Annotated in this window: 12 protein-coding genes and 1 pseudogene; 9 read left to right on the plus strand and 4 right to left on the minus strand. The window is 71.2% G+C overall.

Annotated features, from left to right (window positions below; genetic code table 11):
- Positions 1 to 57: 57 nt before the first annotated feature.
- The 3 genes from RTK35_RS08105 to RTK35_RS08115 form a co-directional block, all read right to left on the minus strand.
- Complete coding sequence (locus tag RTK35_RS08105) at positions 58 to 360, minus strand: DUF2388 domain-containing protein (RefSeq protein WP_044402169.1); 303 nt, start codon at positions 358 to 360, stop codon at positions 58 to 60.
- A gap of 91 nt (positions 361 to 451) precedes the next feature.
- Positions 452 to 2,761, minus strand: coding sequence for a tetratricopeptide repeat protein (locus RTK35_RS08110; protein WP_316907750.1), 2,310 nt, complete (start codon positions 2,759 to 2,761; stop codon positions 452 to 454).
- Positions 2,762 to 2,824: 63 nt separating this feature from the next.
- Positions 2,825 to 3,760: a LysR substrate-binding domain-containing protein gene (locus tag RTK35_RS08115; RefSeq protein WP_074967073.1), complete on the minus strand. Its 936-nt coding sequence runs from the start codon at positions 3,758 to 3,760 to the stop codon at positions 2,825 to 2,827.
- Between the two features lie 154 nt (positions 3,761 to 3,914).
- Here RTK35_RS08115 and RTK35_RS08120 point away from each other — a divergent pair, with 154 nt between their 5' ends.
- The 9 genes and pseudogenes from RTK35_RS08120 (at position 3,915) to RTK35_RS08160 (ending at position 14,083) form a co-directional block, all read left to right on the plus strand.
- Positions 3,915 to 5,519 (plus strand): 5-guanidino-2-oxopentanoate decarboxylase, encoded by a 1,605-nt coding sequence (locus RTK35_RS08120; RefSeq protein ID WP_316907751.1) that lies wholly within the window; start codon positions 3,915 to 3,917, stop codon positions 5,517 to 5,519.
- A 13-nt stretch (positions 5,520 to 5,532) separates the two neighbouring features.
- Positions 5,533 to 7,110, plus strand: coding sequence for an amidohydrolase (locus RTK35_RS08125; RefSeq protein ID WP_316907752.1), 1,578 nt, complete (start codon positions 5,533 to 5,535; stop codon positions 7,108 to 7,110).
- 83 nt (positions 7,111 to 7,193) lie between these two features.
- Positions 7,194 to 7,916 (plus strand): annotated as a pseudogene (locus tag RTK35_RS08130) (ABC transporter ATP-binding protein); the annotation flags it as partial.
- Positions 7,917 to 7,954: 38 nt separating this feature from the next.
- Positions 7,955 to 8,719, plus strand: coding sequence for a transporter substrate-binding domain-containing protein (locus tag RTK35_RS08135; protein WP_316907753.1), 765 nt, complete (start codon positions 7,955 to 7,957; stop codon positions 8,717 to 8,719).
- Positions 8,719 to 9,429, plus strand: coding sequence for an ABC transporter permease subunit (locus RTK35_RS08140; protein WP_316907818.1), 711 nt, complete (start codon positions 8,719 to 8,721; stop codon positions 9,427 to 9,429). Before RTK35_RS08135 ends, RTK35_RS08140 begins: the two co-directional genes overlap by 1 nt.
- Before the next feature lie 8 nt (positions 9,430 to 9,437).
- Positions 9,438 to 10,127 (plus strand): ABC transporter permease subunit, encoded by a 690-nt coding sequence (locus RTK35_RS08145; RefSeq protein ID WP_142012953.1) that lies wholly within the window; start codon positions 9,438 to 9,440, stop codon positions 10,125 to 10,127.
- 31 nt (positions 10,128 to 10,158) lie between these two features.
- Positions 10,159 to 11,340: a pyridoxal phosphate-dependent aminotransferase gene (locus RTK35_RS08150; RefSeq protein WP_308723879.1), complete on the plus strand. Its 1,182-nt coding sequence runs from the start codon at positions 10,159 to 10,161 to the stop codon at positions 11,338 to 11,340.
- An 84-nt stretch (positions 11,341 to 11,424) separates the two neighbouring features.
- Entirely contained in the window at positions 11,425 to 13,182 is a 1,758-nt protein-coding gene (locus tag RTK35_RS08155; RefSeq protein WP_316907754.1) for an amidohydrolase, read from the plus strand.
- On the plus strand, positions 13,175 to 14,083 hold the full coding sequence (locus RTK35_RS08160) for a CobW family GTP-binding protein (protein ID WP_044402199.1): 909 nt from the start codon (positions 13,175 to 13,177) through the stop codon (positions 14,081 to 14,083). Before RTK35_RS08155 ends, RTK35_RS08160 begins: the two co-directional genes overlap by 8 nt.
- Before the next feature lie 5 nt (positions 14,084 to 14,088).
- On the opposite strand, the gene RTK35_RS08165 is transcribed toward RTK35_RS08160, so the two are convergent.
- Positions 14,089 to 15,147 carry a polyamine ABC transporter substrate-binding protein gene (locus RTK35_RS08165; protein ID WP_044402202.1) on the minus strand — a complete coding sequence of 353 codons (1,059 nt, stop codon included), beginning with the start codon at positions 15,145 to 15,147 and terminating at the stop codon, positions 14,089 to 14,091.
- Positions 15,148 to 15,324: the final 177 nt, after the last annotated feature.

Genomic DNA, 15,324 nt, shown 5'->3' on the forward strand with positions numbered 1-15,324 from the left:
AGGCCAGTCTAACCCGGCCTCCCGTTGCGTTCCGTGCGGCGTATCGTCCGTTTCGCGTTATTCGCTGGCGAGGATGGCGCTGGCCAGCTCCTCGTCGCTGGCGGTGAGACCGGGGTTGTCGGCGCGCACCTGGCGCAGCGCGGCCTCCAGGTAAGGGCCACGGATCTGCCCGTCGCTGGCGACGAAGCTGCTGGCATCCTCGCGGGCCGCGACGATCAGCTTGTGGTCCTTGAAGGTGACGTAGGTAGAGGCGGTGGTGGCGCCGGAGGAGATCACGTTGCGCCAGAAGGTGTCGGCCATGGCCGAACCGGCGGGGAGGGCGATCAGGGCGAGGACGGTGGCAGCAAGACGGGTACGCATGGCGGGCTCCAGGGTGTTGGGGGGGACCTGACACCTTGGATTCTAGGCCCGTGCCCGGAGTTCCGCCGGCTCGATGCGAACCGTCGTGGCGTCACTCGCGACGCAGCGCCGGGTCGTCCGGGTTCAGTTGCTCCAGCTCGGCCAGCAGGGCCTGCACCCGCTGGATCTGCCCCGCCTCGCGCCAGTAAGCGATCAGCGCCAGGCGGGCCTCGCGGTGGGCCGGCTGGCTTTCCAGCACCAGCTCCAGGCGCCGGCAGGCCTCCTCCAGCCGGCCGGCATCGTGCAGCAGCGTGGCCAGTGCGTAGCCGTAGCCCGGGTTGCCCGGCTCCAGCCGGACGGCGTGTTCGAGGGCCTGCAGCGCGCCGCTGCGATCACCCCGGCGCAGCAGGGCCAGGCCCCGGGCATGGTGCAGGGCGCCCGCCTCGGGGTGCCGGGCCAGGGCCTGGTCCAGCAGGGCCAGGGCTTCGTCATCGCGCTGGTTGGCGTCCAGCCACTGGGCCAGGGCGACGGTGCCGGGCAGGTAGTCCGGGTTGCGTGCCAGCAGGGTGCGCAGGCGGCCCTCCACCTGGTCGGCGCGGCCGTCGGCCTGTTGCAGGGCGGCCAGGGCCAGCTGCACCTCCGGGCGCTCGGCCTGGCTGCTGAGGGCCGCCTCGTATTCACCGATGGCCTGGCTCCAGGCGCGCTGGTAGTTGCCCAGCCCGGTGGTGCGCATGCCCAGCAGGTCGCGGGCGGCAGCGATGCGCACGGCACGCACGCGGTCGCTCAGCAGCGGGCCCAGCAGGTCGCGGCGCTGCTCCGGCGGCAGCAGGGCACTGACGGCGCGGATGGCCGCCTCGCGCACCTGGGGCGCGGCGTGGTTGAGGTCGTTGGCGGCCACCTTCAGTGCCCGCTCGCTGGGGTAGGCCGGCAGCTCCGCCAGCAGGGTGGCGCGGCGGATGGCCGGCAGGTCGGCACGCTCCAGCTGCTGGAACAGCGCCCGCGAGGCGCCCGGCTTGCCCTGGCGCACCAGGGCCAGGCTCTCGTCATAACGTGGCGCACCGGCCTGGGTGCGGCCGTACCAGCGCTCGAACTCGCCCACCAGGGTCTCGTTGGGCAGGTTGGCGTGGCAGGCCTGGCAGGCATCCGAGGTGCCCAGCTTCAGCGCGTGGGCCGGGTCCGGCAGGCTGAAGCGGTGGTCGTGGCGCAGGTCGTTGCCCAGCAGCGTGCGTGACGGCATGTGGCAGTCGACGCAGCGCGAGCCGGCCTCGCCGGAGCGGTGGTGATGGTGTTCGGGGCTGCTGTAGTCCCGCGCCCGCAGGCCCCGGTCGTCGATGCCGGCGACGCGGCTGCGGCCCTCGGGGTTGTGGCACTGGGTGCAGAGGCCGTCGCCTTCCACCTTCAGGGTGCCGGCGTGGGGATCGTGGCAGGTGGTGCAGCTCAGGCCGCGCGCGTACATGCGGCTCTGGGTGAAGGCACCGTATTCGTAGACCTGCTCCCTGAAGTGGCCATTCAGCTCGTACAACTCGCGGGTCAGGGCGGCGGGCAGGTAGTCGTCCATGAAACGGTCCTGCACCTGGTAGCCCTCGCCCAGGGGCGTGCGACGGGCGTGGCAGCGCGCGCAGCTTTCCACCTGGAGGCGGCTGCTGGCGCGGCTGAGGTCCAGGCTGAAGCCGGCCTGGGCGTGCAGGCCGCTGAAGTGCGCCCATTCCAGGTGGCGCGAGGCCGGGCCGTGGCAGGCCTGGCAGCCGACGCCGGGGCTCTGCCACTGGCTGGCATAGCGGTCGGTCGCGGCGTCGTAGTTCTTCTGGAAGCCGCTGGTGTGGCAGTCGATGCACTGCAGGTTGGCGTTCTGCCCGGGCCGGGCCCAGTGGCTGTCGGCCCTGCTGTCGACGCCCTGGCCCGCCGGCAGGCGGAACCAGGCCTGGCGCTGCACGTCCCAGGCGATGTCGAGGGCCTGGTAGCGCCCGTCCGGGAAGGCCAGCAGGACCTGCTGCAGTGGTTCGACGCCGATCACCCAGGCCACCCGGTAGTCGCCTTGCTGGCCGTCCGCTCCTGCCGTGTTCACCCAGAAGCCGCCGTCGCGCTGGAAAAAGCGCGTGGCGCCGGCGCCATCCTCGAAGCGGGCGTCGTTGAAGTCGCCCTTCACCGTACTGGCGCTGGCTTCCTGCAGAGCGAGCTGGTGGTGGGAGCCCTTCCAGGCACGGGCCTGGGGCGCGTGGCAGGTGGCGCACTGCTGCTCGTCCACCCACTGCGCGGGGCTGTCGTCGAGGCTGGCGCGGGGCGTGCTGGACGGCGTGTAGGGACGCCCGCCGGCGATCCACAGCCAGCTGCCCAGCCCCAGCAGTACCGCCAGCGACAGCAGCACCGGCAGCACGTAGCTGCGGCGTGGCCGGGTGGAGGGCGTGGGGCTCGGATCAGGCATGCAGACGTCCGCTGTGGCGCATGGGCACGGAAGGCGGCAGCTTCCGTGAAGGCGTGGGGGCTGTCAAACCAGCGCCTGCGGCTCGCCCGGGTGGGGCCGCTCGCGGCGCAGGTCGCCGGTGGTGGCCTGCAGCTGGTGCCGCACCCAGTTGCCGAAGGCGCGCACCGCCGGGCGTTCCGCCTTCAACGGGTCGGCCACCAGGTAGTAGCCCCGGGGCGAATCGATGCTGGTCTCGAAGGGACGCACCAGCAGGCCCCGGGCCAGGGCATCGCCGCTGAGCAGGTTGTCGCCGATGGCCACGCCCTGGGCGGCGATGCAGGCCGACTGGGCGCAATGGGCATCGGAGAAGACGATGCCGCTGGAGGCGTCCACCTGGGAGGCGCCGGCGGTGGCCAGCCAGACCCGCCAGTCGCTGTGGTCGTTCATGTGCAGCAGGGGGAAGCCCGCCAGCTCGGTTGGGTGCTTGAGCCCGCCGTGGGCATTGATCAGGCGCGGGCTGCACACCGGGAAGAAGCGCAAGGCGACGATCTGCTCCACCCACTGGTCCGGCCAGTCGCCCATGCCGTAGGCGATGAACAGGTCGGCCTGGGGGTTGCGGGTGTCGTCCGGCGTGCGCGGCGAGACCACCTGCAGCTGCACCTGCGGGTACTGGCGCTGGAAGGAGCCGATGTGGTGGCACAGCCAATAGGTGGCGAAGCCGGGGTTGCAGCTCACGCAGAGCCGCCCGGAGACCTCCTGCTGGTCCAGCCCCAGCGCGGCCTCGCGCAGGCTGGACAGCGCCCGCTGCACCTCCCGGGCGTAGCGCTCGCCCCGGTAGGTGAGGCCGATGCCACGGCCGATGCGCTCGGTGAGGGCGAAGCCGAGGGCCTCTTCCAGGCTGCTGATCTGGTGGCTGATGGCGCTGCGGGTCAGGCTCAGCTCGCGGGCGGCAGCGGAGACGCTGCCCAGCCGGGCGACGGCGTCGAGGGCACGCAGGGCTGTCATCGAAGGGAAGCGCATGGGCGGCTCCAGGGCGGCGGTAAAGGTCGAATGGTGAGCAGGATCGAACAATAAGGCAAAAACAATTCGATTGTAGTTGCGTGTCGTTCACCAATACTGGAGCCCTTCCTCCGGCGGAAGCCGGGAGCCCATAACCAGAACAAGAGGTGCTCGCATGGCCCGTTGTGCCCAGGCGCTCGTCCAGTTGCTCGAAGGCTACGGTGTCGACACCGTCTTCGGCATTCCCGGCGTGCATACCGTCGAGCTGTATCGCGGCCTGCACGGCAGCCGCCTGCGGCATGTCAGCCCGCGCCACGAGCAGGGGGCCGGCTTCATGGCCGACGGCTATGCCCGTGCCAGCGGCAAGCCGGGGGTGTGCTTCATCATCACCGGCCCGGGCATGACCAACATCCTCACCGCCATGGGCCAGGCCTACGCCGACTCGGTGCCCATACTGGTGATCTCCACCACCAGCCGCCGCGAGCACCAGGCCCTGGGCCACGGCTACCTCCACGAGCTGCCGGACCAGCGCGCCATGGTCGCCGGCGTCTGCGCCTTCAGCCACACCCTGCAGCGCCCCGACGAACTGCCCGAGGTGCTGGCCCGCGCCTTCGGTCTGTTCCGTTGCGCCCGCCCGCGCCCGGTGCACATCGAGATTCCCCTGGACGTGCTGGAGATGCCCGCCGACGGCCTGGACCTGCGTCCGCGCCCGCTGCCCGAGGCTGCTGCGCCGGCACCGGCCGCCGTGGCCGAGGCGGTCGCCCTGCTGGCCCGCGCCCGGCGCCCGCTGATCCTCGCTGGCGGCGGGGCCCGGGGTGCCGGCCCTGCCCTGCGCCAGCTGGCCGAGCGCCTGCAGGCGCCGGTGGCCCTCACCACCAACGCCCGGGGCCTGCTGGAGCCCGGGCATCCGCTGCTGCTCGACGGGGTGCAGTCCGCTGCCCACGGCCGGGCGCTGTTCGCCGAGGCCGATGCGGTCCTTGCCGTCGGGACCGAGCTGGGCGAGACCGACTACGACTTCTTCGGCCTCGGCCCCTTCCGCGTCGAGGCGCCGCTGATCCGCCTGGACATCGACCCGCTGCAGGTGCTCGGTGCTGCCCGGGCCGACGTCGGCCTGCTGGGCGATGCCCGTCTTGGCCTGGAGGCGCTGCTGGCGGCACTGCCCGCCGGTGCGGGCGACGGTGACTGGGCCCGGGCCGCCGTGGCGCGGGTCAATGCCTGCGAGCGCGACGGCTGGAGCCCCCGGCAACGGGCGATGCAGGCCCTGCTGGACACCCTGCGCGACAGCCTGCCGGCACCGATCCTGGTGGGCGACTCCACCCAGCCGGTCTACCAGGGCGCCCTGGGCTACCGGGCCCCGGCGCCGGCCAGCTGGTTCAACGCCGGCACCGGCTACGGCACCCTCGGCTACGCCTTGCCGGCGGCCATCGGCGCCAAGCTGGCCTGCCCCCGTCGCCCGGTGCTGGCGCTGGTGGGTGATGGCGGCCTGCAGTTCTCCAGCGCCGAGCTGATCGCCGCCCGCGAGGCCGGTGCCGGGGTGATCCTGGTGCTGTGGAACAACCGCTGCTACGGCGAGATCCGCGACAGCATGCTGGCCCGCGAGGTGCCGCCGCTGGGGGTGGACATCCTCGCGCCGGACTTCGCCGCCCTGGCCCGTGCCTGCCATGTCCGCCACCACCGCGTGGCCGGCCTGGAGGCGCTGGGTGCGCTGCTCGGCGAGCTGGACGGGAGCGCCGAGCCGCACCTGGTCGAGCTCGACGCTGCCGACTTCCTGCCTGCCTGAGCCCGGAGCGCCCATGTCTGCCAAAGCCTTTGCCCTCGATTGGGTGGAACGCCATCGCCAGCCGCTGTCCGACTGGCATCAGGTGATCTGGCACTTCGCCGAGCCGGCCTTCCGCGAGTACAAGTCCTGCGCCTGGTACGTCGACCTGCTGCGCCGCGAGGGCTTCACCGTGGAGGAGGCCAGCGGCGGCATGCCCACGGCCTTCTGCGCCACCTTCAGCACCGGCGACGGCCCGGTGCTGGCCAGCTACGCCGAGTACGACGCGGTGCCCGGCAACTGCCAGGCCGCCACCACCCGGCCGATGCCCCGCGAGGGCCTGTCGCGCTTCGCCCCGGGCCACACCGACCCGCACTCGGCCCTGGGCATCAGCGCCCTGGGTGGGGTGCTGGCCGCCAAGGCCGCCATGCAGGCGCACGGCCTCAAGGGCACCCTGCGCTTCTTCGGCGAGCCGGCGGAGAAGCTGCGCGCCTCCAAGCCGGTGCACGCGGCCAAGGGGTACTACGACGACCTCGACGCGGCCATCAGCTTCCACCCCACCTACATGCTGCCGCTGAACAACACCACCACCTGGGACACCCACTGCGGCATCGCCTACGCCTTCATCTACAGCTTCACCTGCGAGGCGCCCCAGGACTGGATCGCCGCAGACGCCTACAGCCCGATCCCGCAGAACCACCTGGCGGCCCGCGCGCCGGGCGCCAACGACGCGCTGGTGCACTTCTACACCCTCAACGAGAGCCTGCGCCGCTCCACCCTGCCGTTCACCGGCCTGTGGAGCTTCAACGAGGCCATCCTCACCGCCGGCCAGGCCACCGCCGACAACCTGCCGCCGCACCTGTCGCAGATCCAGTACCTGCTGCGCTGCGACTCTATCGAGCAGGCCGAGACCATCTGCCGGGTGATGGACAACAACGCCGCTGCGGCGGCCCTGGCCACCGGCTGCCAGTGGAAGAAGACCTGGGTGTGCAAGTCCCGTGGCGGACTGCCCAACCACGTGCTGGCCCAGGCCACCTACGACAACCTGGCCGCCGTCGGTGCGCCGCAGTGGGGCGAGTCGGCCATCGCCGTGGCCCGGGAGATCCAGGCCAACCTGGGGCTGGAGCCCATGGAGCGGCCCTTCCTCGCGGCCACCGAGGCCCTCATCGACCCCCGCGAGTGCGAGCGCCAGTTGCGCCTGCAGATGCCGGCCTGGCAGCGCCACCTCACCTCCGACGACTACCCGGAGTACACCTGGCATTGCCCGACGGTGCGCCTGCTGGTGGCGCGGCCGATGCTCGCCGCCGCCGGCACGCCTTACCCGGACTGGGTGGCCAATGCCCTGGGCGGCATCCGCGAGACCATCGACCCGATGATCCAGGTGGCGGCCAAGACCATCGCCGCGACCTTGGTGGACCTGCTCACCCGGCCCGAGCTGCTGGGGGCCGCGCGGGACGAGTTCGTCCGGCGCACCGGTGGCGGCATCGGCGGCGAGCACTGGCAGGCACCGCTGCTGCCGGCCGATTTCGAGGCGCCGCACCGGTTCCGCTGGCCGGAGTACATCCGCACCGTGCGGGGCGAAGAGTGGTGGATTCCGGCGCGGGACGACGAATGAACGGGAGCGAAGCGATGAACCAGGCATGTGACGGCGCCACCCCGGTGGTGGCCATCGAGGGGCTGCACAAGAGCTACGGCGACCATGCCGTGCTCAAGGGCATCTCCCTGGAGGCGCGGGAGGGCGACGTGGTGTCGCTGATCGGCGCCAGCGGCTCGGGCAAGAGCACCCTGCTGCGCTGCATCAACCTGCTGGAGATTCCCGATGCCGGCAGCCTGCGCATCAACGGCGAGGCCGTGCTGCTCAAGCGTGACCGCCACGGCCATGGGCGCATCGGCGACCCGCGCCAGGTGGAGCGGCTGCGGGCGCGCCTGGCGATGGTGTTCCAGAACTTCAACCTCTGGCCCCACCGTACGGTGCTGGAGAACGTCATCGAGGCGCCCGTGCACGTGCTCGGCGAGCCCCGCGCAGAGGCCATCGCCCACGCCGAGCAGTTGCTGGAGCGGGTCGGCCTGGCGGACAAGCGCCACGCCTACCCGGCCTTCCTCTCCGGCGGCCAGCAGCAGCGCGTGGCCATCGCCCGGGCACTGGCCGTGCGGCCCCGGGTGATGCTGTTCGACGAGCCCACCTCGGCGCTGGACCCGGAGCTGGTGGGCGATGTGCTGCGGGTGATCCGCAGCATCGCCGAGGAGGGCCGCACCATGATCCTGGTCACCCACGAGATGGCCTTCGCCCGTGATGTGTCCAGCCAGGTGGTGTTCCTCCACCAGGGCCGCATCGAGGAACAGGGCCCGCCCGAGCAGGTGCTGCTGGACCCGCGCAGCGAGCGCTGCCGGCAGTTCGTGATGGCCCAGGACAACCGCTGAATCCCCTGACAACAACGACCACAACCGAGGGAATCCACATGAAGAAAACCCTTCTCGCCCTGCTCCTGGCCACCGCCAGCCACGCAGCGACGGCCCAGGAGACCATCGTCTTCGGCATTGCCCTGGAGCCCTACCCGCCGTTCTCCTTCAAGAGTGGCAAAGGTGACTGGAGCGGCTTCGAGCCGGAGCTGATCCGTGCGGTGTGCGAACGCCTGCAGGCCCAGTGCCCGCTCAACGAGATGGCCTGGGACGGGCTGATCCCGGCGCTCAAGGCGCAGCAGGTGGACGTGGTGCTGAACTCCCTGTCGATCACCCCTGAGCGGCGCCAGGTGGTGGACTTCAGCGAGCCTTATTTCTTCACCCCGGCGCTGTGGGTCGCCGACCGCAGCCTGGATGTGGCGCCCACGCCGGAGGGGCTCAAGGGCCTGATCATCGGCGTGCAGGGCTCCACCACCCACTCGGCGTACGTCAAGGCGTACTACGGCAGGACCTCCACGGTGCGCTACTACAACGACCAGGACGACCTGCTCGCCGACCTGCGCAGCGGCCGGGTCGACATCCTCCTCGCCGACCAGCTGGCGGTGGAGCCGCTGCTCGACCTGCCGGACAACGCCATGCTCGCCAGCAAGGGCGTGGCGCCCCAGGACCCGCTGCTGGGCGAAGGCGTCGGCGCGGCGGTACGCAAGGGCAACGATGCCCTGCGCGAGCGCCTCAACCAGACCCTGCAGGCGCTGCGCGACGACGGCACCTACGACGCCATCCGCAGCCGCTACTTCAAGACCGACATCGCGGCGCGGCCATGATGGCGCCCGACTTCTCCCAGCTGCTGTTCGTCGACGGCTGGCTGCAGGCTCTGGCCGAGGGTGCCATCCGCACCCTGGGCATCTCCCTGGGGGCGTTCGTCCTCGGGCTGGTGCTGGGGCTGAGCGTGGCCCTGCTGAAGCTGTGGGGGCCGCGCTGGCTGGTGATCTGGGCCAACTGCTACACCACGCTGTACCGCGCGGTGCCGGAGCTGCTGCTGATCCTGCTGCTGTACTACGCCGGCTCCGACCTGCTCAACCTGCTGATGGCCGCCGCCGGCCAGCCGCCGGTGGAGGTCAACGGCTTCCTCGCCGCCATCGTGGTGCTGGGCATCGTCCAGGGCGCCTACTCGGCGGAGATCATCCGTGGCGCCATCGAGGCCATCCCGGTGGGCCAGGTGGAGGCGGCGCGGGCCTACGGCATGCGCCCGCTGCTGGTGCTGCGCCGGGTGCTGCTGCCGAGCATGCTGCCCCACGTCGTCGCCGGGCTGTCCAACCTCTGGCTGGTGCTGGTCAAGGACAGCGCGCTGATCAGCGTGGTGGGCTACAGCGAACTGCTGGGCGCGGGTCGCCAGGCGGCGGCCTCGACCAAGCACTACCTGATGTTCTACCTGGTGGTCGCGGCCTTCTACTACGTCATCACCCTGTGTTCCGGGCTGGTCTTCCGCCGTATCGAAGCGCGCTTCGAGCGGTGGATGCCCCGGCTCGCCTAGGAGGCCCCATGGACTTTTCCTGGCTGGACGGTTTCATCGGCGAGCTCTCCCGTGGCGTGCTGCTGACGGTGCAGCTGCTGCTGGTGTCGGCGGTCTTCGGCTTCCTGCTGGCCGTTGCCGTGGCCCTGGCGCGCCTGGCCCGCAACCCGCTGCTGGCCGGCGCGGCGCGGTTCTACACCAGCGTGCTGCGGGGCACGCCGCTGCTGGTGCAGATCTACATCCTCTACTACGGCCTCGGCAGCGTGTTCGCCAGCTTCCCGCTGATCCGCCACAGCCTGCTCTGGCCCTACCTGCGCGAGGGCTTCTGGTACGTGGCGCTGGCCCTGACCCTGAGCGTGGGGGCCTATGTGGGCGAGGTGCTGCGCGGTGGCCTGCGGGCGGTGCCCCGGGGCGAACTGGAGGCGGCGCGGGCCTATGGCATGCGACCCGCGCAGGTGCTGCGGCGGGTGTGGATGCCACGGGCCCTGCAGATGCTGCGCCCGGCCCTGGCCGGGGAGAGCGTGATGCTGCTCAAGTCCACGGCGCTGGCCTCCACCGTGGCGGTGACCGACCTGCTGGGGGCGGCGAACCTGGTGCGCGCGCAGACGCTGAAGGTGTACGAGCCGTTGCTGGTGGTGGCGGTGGTGTACATCGTCCTCGCCTTCCTCATCGAACAGGGCTTCGCGCGCATCGGCCGTACGCCGCAGCGCCAGGCCTGAACCCATGGACCCGGACCCCAAGGAGCCGTGCATGAAGTATTCATCCCTGGTCGGGCGCATCAGCGGCGAGACCGTCAGCGCCTGGGACATCCACTACGCGGCCTGTGCCGCCCAGGCGCGCGGCGAGGACGCCATCGTGCTGAGCATCGGCGACCCGGACTTCACCACCGCCGAGCCGATCCGCGCGGCGGCCGTCGAGGCCCTGGCCCAGGGCGACACCCACTACACCGAAGTGATCGGCCGCGCTGCCCTGCGCGAGGCCATCGCCGCCAAGCAGCGCCGGCTGCTGGGCATCCCGGTGGGCGCCGAGCAGGTGGCGGTGGTCGCCGGGGCGCAGAACGGCCTGTTCGCCACGGCGCTGTGCCTGTTCGAGGCCGGCGACGAGGTGCTGGTGCCGGAGCCGATGTACCTGACCTACGCCGCCAGCATCCAGGCCTCCGGCGCCCGCCTGGTGAGCATCCCGCAGCCGGCGGAGGGCGACTTCCGCCTCACCGCCGACGCCCTGGCGGCGGTGCTCACGCCGCGCACCCGGGGCATCGCCCTGGCGACGCCGAACAACCCCACCGGCAACGTCTACACCGCCGAGGAGCTGCAGGCGGTGGCCGAGGTGGCCCGTCGTCATGACCTCTGGGTGATTTCCGACGAGGTGTACGGGCAGCTCACCTACGAGCGCAGCCACCGCAGCATCGCCAGCCTGGAGGGCATGGCGGCGCGCACGGTGGTGCTCAACAGCCTGTCCAAGACCCATGCGATGACCGGCTGGCGGGTGGGCTGGGTGGTAGCGCCGCCGGCGCTGATCGGCCACCTGGACAACCTGATGCTGTGCATGATCTACGGCCTGCCGGGCTTCATCCAGGCCGCTGCGCTGAAGGCCCTGGAGCTGGACGAGGCGGTGGTGGGGGACGCCCGCGAGACCTACCGCCGCCGCCGCGACCTGGTGGTGCGGGGGCTCGCCGATGTGCCGCTGCTGCGCTGCAAGGTGCCGGAAGCGGGCATGTTCATGCTGGTGGACGTCCGCGAGACGGGGCTCTCGGGCATGGACTTCGCCTGGCAGCTGTTCCGCGAGACCGGCGTCTCGGTGCTTGATGCCGAAGCCTTCGGCGCCAGTTGCCGGGGCTTCGTGCGGCTCTCGTTCACCGTCTCCGATGCCGAGCTGGAGGAAGCCTGCCGTCGCATCGCCGGCTTTATCCAGCGCCTGCAACGCTCGCGCTGACCCACCGCAATTCCTGACCGAACCAGGCTCACGGTGCGTTCGCGCGCCGGGCCTGGCCACGCCCGAAAATCACAAGGTGCCGCCATGACTGACGCCGACAACTTCTCCTCGACCCATTCGGCCACGGGCCATTTTGCCGACCTGATCCTCGACAACGGCCGCTTCTACACCCAGGACCCGGCGCAGCCCTGGGCCGAGGCGGTGGCCATCGGCGGGGGGCGCCTGCTGTCCGTGGGCAGCCGTGCCGCCGTGCAGGCGCTGCGTGGCCCGCAGACCCGCGTGCACGACCTCGACGGGGCCTTCTGCATGCCCGGCCTGCACGACATGCACACCCACCCGGACCTGGCCCTGGCGCCGCGCTACAGCGACGACCTCGATGTCGGTATCGAGGACCCGACGCCGGCGCAGCTGGAGGCGGCGATCCGCGCCTATGCCGATGCCCACCCCGGCGAGGGCTGGATCCACGGCCAGTACTGGGTGCGCTACACCTTCCGCGAGGCGGGCCTGGTGCCCGGCCGCGCCTGGCTCGATGCGGTGATGCCGGACCGCCCGGTGGCGCTGCTGGACCGCATGTGGGGCACCATGATGGTCAACTCGAAGGCGCTGCAGCTGGCGGGCATCGACCGCCATACCCCCGACCCGCGCAACGGCTACCTGGAGCGCGACCCGCTGACCGGCGAGCCCACCGGGCTGATGATCGACGGCGCCTACGCGATGATCCACGCCGCCATGCCGCCGACCCCGGTGGCGGTGCTGCGCCGGGCCTACCGTGATGGCGTGCACTTCCAGAGTTCACGCGGGGTCACGGCGAGCAAGTACGTGCACGTCTGCGAACACCGCCTGCAGGCGCTGAAGGCGCTGGACGACGCCGGCGAGCTGACGGTGCGCATCGAGGCGGCGATCAGCTGGCAGGACGACATCTTCCCGGTGCGTCGGCGCTGGGAGCTGCTGGCCGGCGAGCGCCACTACTACCGCAGCGCCCGGCTGAGCGCCAACGCGGTGAAGTTCCACTTCGACGGCACGGTGGAGCCGCGTTCTTCCTTCCTGCTGACGCCCTGGCCGAACGAGTCGGACTGGCGCGGCAAGCTCAACCTCACCCCGGAACACATCACCGACATGCTGGTGGACATGGATCGCCGGGGTATCCGCGTGATCGCCCACTGCACCGGCGATGGCGCGTCCGACGTGTTCCTCGATGCGGTGGCGGAGGCGCGGCGGCGCAACGGCTTCAGCGGGGTGCGCCACCAGTGTGCCCACAGCACGTTGCTGCACCCGGGCAACCTGGCGCGCTTCCAGGCGCTGCAGGTGATCGCCGAGTTCTCCCCGGCGGCCTGGTACCCGACGCCCTTCGCCAGTGGCGCGCGTTCGGGCTACGGCCAGGAGCGGCTGAAGCGCATCTACGACTTCAAGGGTGTGCTGGAGGCCGGCGGCACGGCGGTGTTCGGCACCGACTGGCCAGTGGCGTCCATCGATCCCTGGCTGGCGCTGGAGACGATGGTGACCCGGCAGAACCCCTGGAACGACGACCCGGCCTGCTTCGGCGAGCCCATCAGCCTGCCCCAGGCGCTGCGGGTGGCCACCCTGAACGGGGCGCTCGCCATGGGGCTGGAGGCCAGCACCGGCAGCCTGGAAGTGGGCAAGGCGGCGGACCTGATAGTGCTCGACCGCGACCTGTTCGCCCAGCCGGCGCGCAATTACATCCACCGCACCCAGGTGCTGCTGACCTTCGTCGAGGGGCAACTGGTGTACGACCGGGGCGAGGCGCTGGCGGGCCTTGGGCTGCAGGCGGTGTGGCGCGGCGAGCCGCCGGTGATCGAGTCGGGGGCACGCCAGGATGGCTGAGCGCATTGCGGTCACGGTGGTGGCGGGCTTTCTCGGCGCGGGCAAGACCACGCTGCTCAACCGCATGGTGCGGCAGGCCGGGGACAGCCGGCTGGCGGTGATCGTCAACGATTTCGGTGCGCTGAACATCGATGCGGCGCTGGTGGCCGAGGTGACCGATGCGGTGTACAGCCTGCAGAACGGCTGCATCTGCTGCACGGTGCAGGAGGACCTGCTGGCGCAGCTGGCCAGCCTGGCGCAGCTTTCGCCGCGCCTGGAGCGCATCGTCATCGAGTGCAGCGGCGTTTCCGACCCCCAGCGCATCGTGCAGACCCTGGGTTATCCACAGCTGCGTGACCTGCTGCGGCTGGACCTGGTGATCACCCTGGTGGACGCCACGCGGCACCTGGCGCTGGAGGGCGACTACGCACGCCTGGCCCGCGCCCAGGTGGCGGCGGCCGACGTGCTGCTGCTGAACAAGGCGGACCTGGTGGGCGAGGCCACCCTGGCCGCCGTGCGGCAGGCCCTGCCGGGGCGGGCGCTGGTGCATGTCGGGGTGCAGGCCGACCTGCCGGAGGCGCTGTGGCTGGAGCCGGTGCAGCGGGCGCCGGGGTTGGTACCGGTGGCGGGCGTGGCCCACGCCGGGCTGTTCGAGAGCTGGCTGTGGCGCAGCGGCGAGCGCTTCGACGGTGCGCGCCTGCAGGCCTGGCTGGGGCAGGTGCCGGCGGAGGTGTTCCGCATCAAGGGCTGCATACGCCTGGCCGGGCGGGAGGAGAGCCTCTGGCTGCAGCAGGTGGGCGGACGCAGCCAGTTCGAGGCGATGCGGGAGCGGGCGGAGGGTTCACAGCTGGTGTTCATCGCCCGGCAGGGGTTTGCCGGGCGTGAAGCCCTGGAGCGCGGTCTGCGCGACTGCCTGGGCTGAGTGGCTCAGCGGCCGTCGCGGAAGGCGGTCCAGATCTCGTCGCGGGTGGCGCCGAGCTTCTCGGGCAGGGGCTCCAGGGCGAACAGGCGGCGCTTGGTCTCCTTGTCCGGGTAGAGGCCGGGCTGGTCTCGCAGGCTGGGTTCGAGGAACTGGCGCGAGTCGACGTTGCCGTTGGGGTAGAGCGTTTCGCTGGTGATCCGGGCGGCGACCTCGGGCTGCATCAGGAAGTCGATGAAGCGGTGGGCCAGGTCGGCGCGGTTGGCGCTCTTGGGGATGACCAGGTTGTCGATGAACAGCACCGAGCCTTCGTCGGGCACCACGAAGCGCACCGGCTGGCCGGCGGCTGCGGCGTTCAGGGCGTCGCCGACCCAGGCCATGGCGACGCACAGGTGGCCCTTGTTGAGGTCTTCGATGTAGCGCTCGCTGTCGATGTAGCGCAGGTTCGGGCGCAGGCCTGCCAGGACTTCGGCCGAGCGCTTGAGCCGGCTGGGCGCGGTGCGGGCGAGGCTGCGGCCCTGGTAGGTCATGAGTACGGAGAGGGCTTCGTCCGGGGCGTCCAGCACGCTCATGCCGCAGCTGGAGAGGCGCTTGCTCTGCGCGGGATCGAAGAGTACGGCCCAGCTGTTGGGCAGCGGGCCGCCGAAGGCTTTCTCGGCCTGCGGGCCGTTCACGGCGAGGCCGACGGCGCCCCACAGGTAGGGCACGGCGTAGCGGTTGTCGGGGTCGACGCCGGCGAGCTTGCTCATCAGCTGCGGGTCGAGGTGCTTGCGATTGGGCAGGCGGGCGAGGTCCAGCGGCTGCAGCTTGCCGGCGCGGATCAGCTCGGGAAGGTTGTTGTGGGAGGGCACCACCACGTCGGCCGCTTCGCCGCTGTCGATGACCTTGAGTAGCTCTTCGGCGCTGGTGTAGGTGCGGTAGTCGACGCGGATGCCGGTCTGCTGCTCGAAGTCCTTGAGGACCTGGGGCGCGATGTAGTCATTCCAGTTGTAGACGCGGATGCTCTCGTCGGCGGCGGCAAGGGTCGGCAGCAACGCGAGCAGCAATGGGGCGAGGAAGCGGGGCATGGAGTCCTCCCTGGTGGATGGCGCAGCATTGTGCGGCGGCATGAGGTTCAGCAGGTTGATTCACATCAGCGCCTGGGCCTCTCTAGCTCGGGCCTTTGCGCGTTTTCCACTGCCCATTCCGCACGCGGGGAGGCGGATTGCAGGCAAAAAAACGCCGGCCCTGGGGCCGGCGCTTCT

This window comes from Pseudomonas sp. zfem003, from assembly GCF_032621675.1.
GTDB lineage: Bacteria > Pseudomonadota > Gammaproteobacteria > Pseudomonadales > Pseudomonadaceae > Metapseudomonas > Metapseudomonas otitidis.

Bases quoted from the DNA above. Each gene is read 5' to 3' on its own strand.
- RTK35_RS08105 (WP_044402169.1), bottom strand. From the start codon at position 360: ATGCGTACCCGTCTTGCTGCCACCGTCCTCGCCCTGATCGCCCTCCCC.
- RTK35_RS08110 (WP_316907750.1), bottom strand. From the start codon at position 2,761: ATGCCTGATCCGAGCCCCACGCCCTCCACCCGGCCACGCCGCAGCTAC.
- RTK35_RS08115 (WP_074967073.1), bottom strand. From the start codon at position 3,760: ATGCGCTTCCCTTCGATGACAGCCCTGCGTGCCCTCGACGCCGTCGCC.
- RTK35_RS08120 (WP_316907751.1), top strand. From the start codon at position 3,915: ATGGCCCGTTGTGCCCAGGCGCTCGTCCAGTTGCTCGAAGGCTACGGT.
- RTK35_RS08125 (WP_316907752.1), top strand. From the start codon at position 5,533: ATGTCTGCCAAAGCCTTTGCCCTCGATTGGGTGGAACGCCATCGCCAG.
- RTK35_RS08135 (WP_316907753.1), top strand. From the start codon at position 7,955: ATGAAGAAAACCCTTCTCGCCCTGCTCCTGGCCACCGCCAGCCACGCA.
- RTK35_RS08140 (WP_316907818.1), top strand. From the start codon at position 8,719: ATGGCGCCCGACTTCTCCCAGCTGCTGTTCGTCGACGGCTGGCTGCAG.
- RTK35_RS08145 (WP_142012953.1), top strand. From the start codon at position 9,438: ATGGACTTTTCCTGGCTGGACGGTTTCATCGGCGAGCTCTCCCGTGGC.
- RTK35_RS08150 (WP_308723879.1), top strand. From the start codon at position 10,159: ATGAAGTATTCATCCCTGGTCGGGCGCATCAGCGGCGAGACCGTCAGC.
- RTK35_RS08155 (WP_316907754.1), top strand. From the start codon at position 11,425: ATGACTGACGCCGACAACTTCTCCTCGACCCATTCGGCCACGGGCCAT.
- RTK35_RS08160 (WP_044402199.1), top strand. From the start codon at position 13,175: ATGGCTGAGCGCATTGCGGTCACGGTGGTGGCGGGCTTTCTCGGCGCG.
- RTK35_RS08165 (WP_044402202.1), bottom strand. From the start codon at position 15,147: ATGCCCCGCTTCCTCGCCCCATTGCTGCTCGCGTTGCTGCCGACCCTT.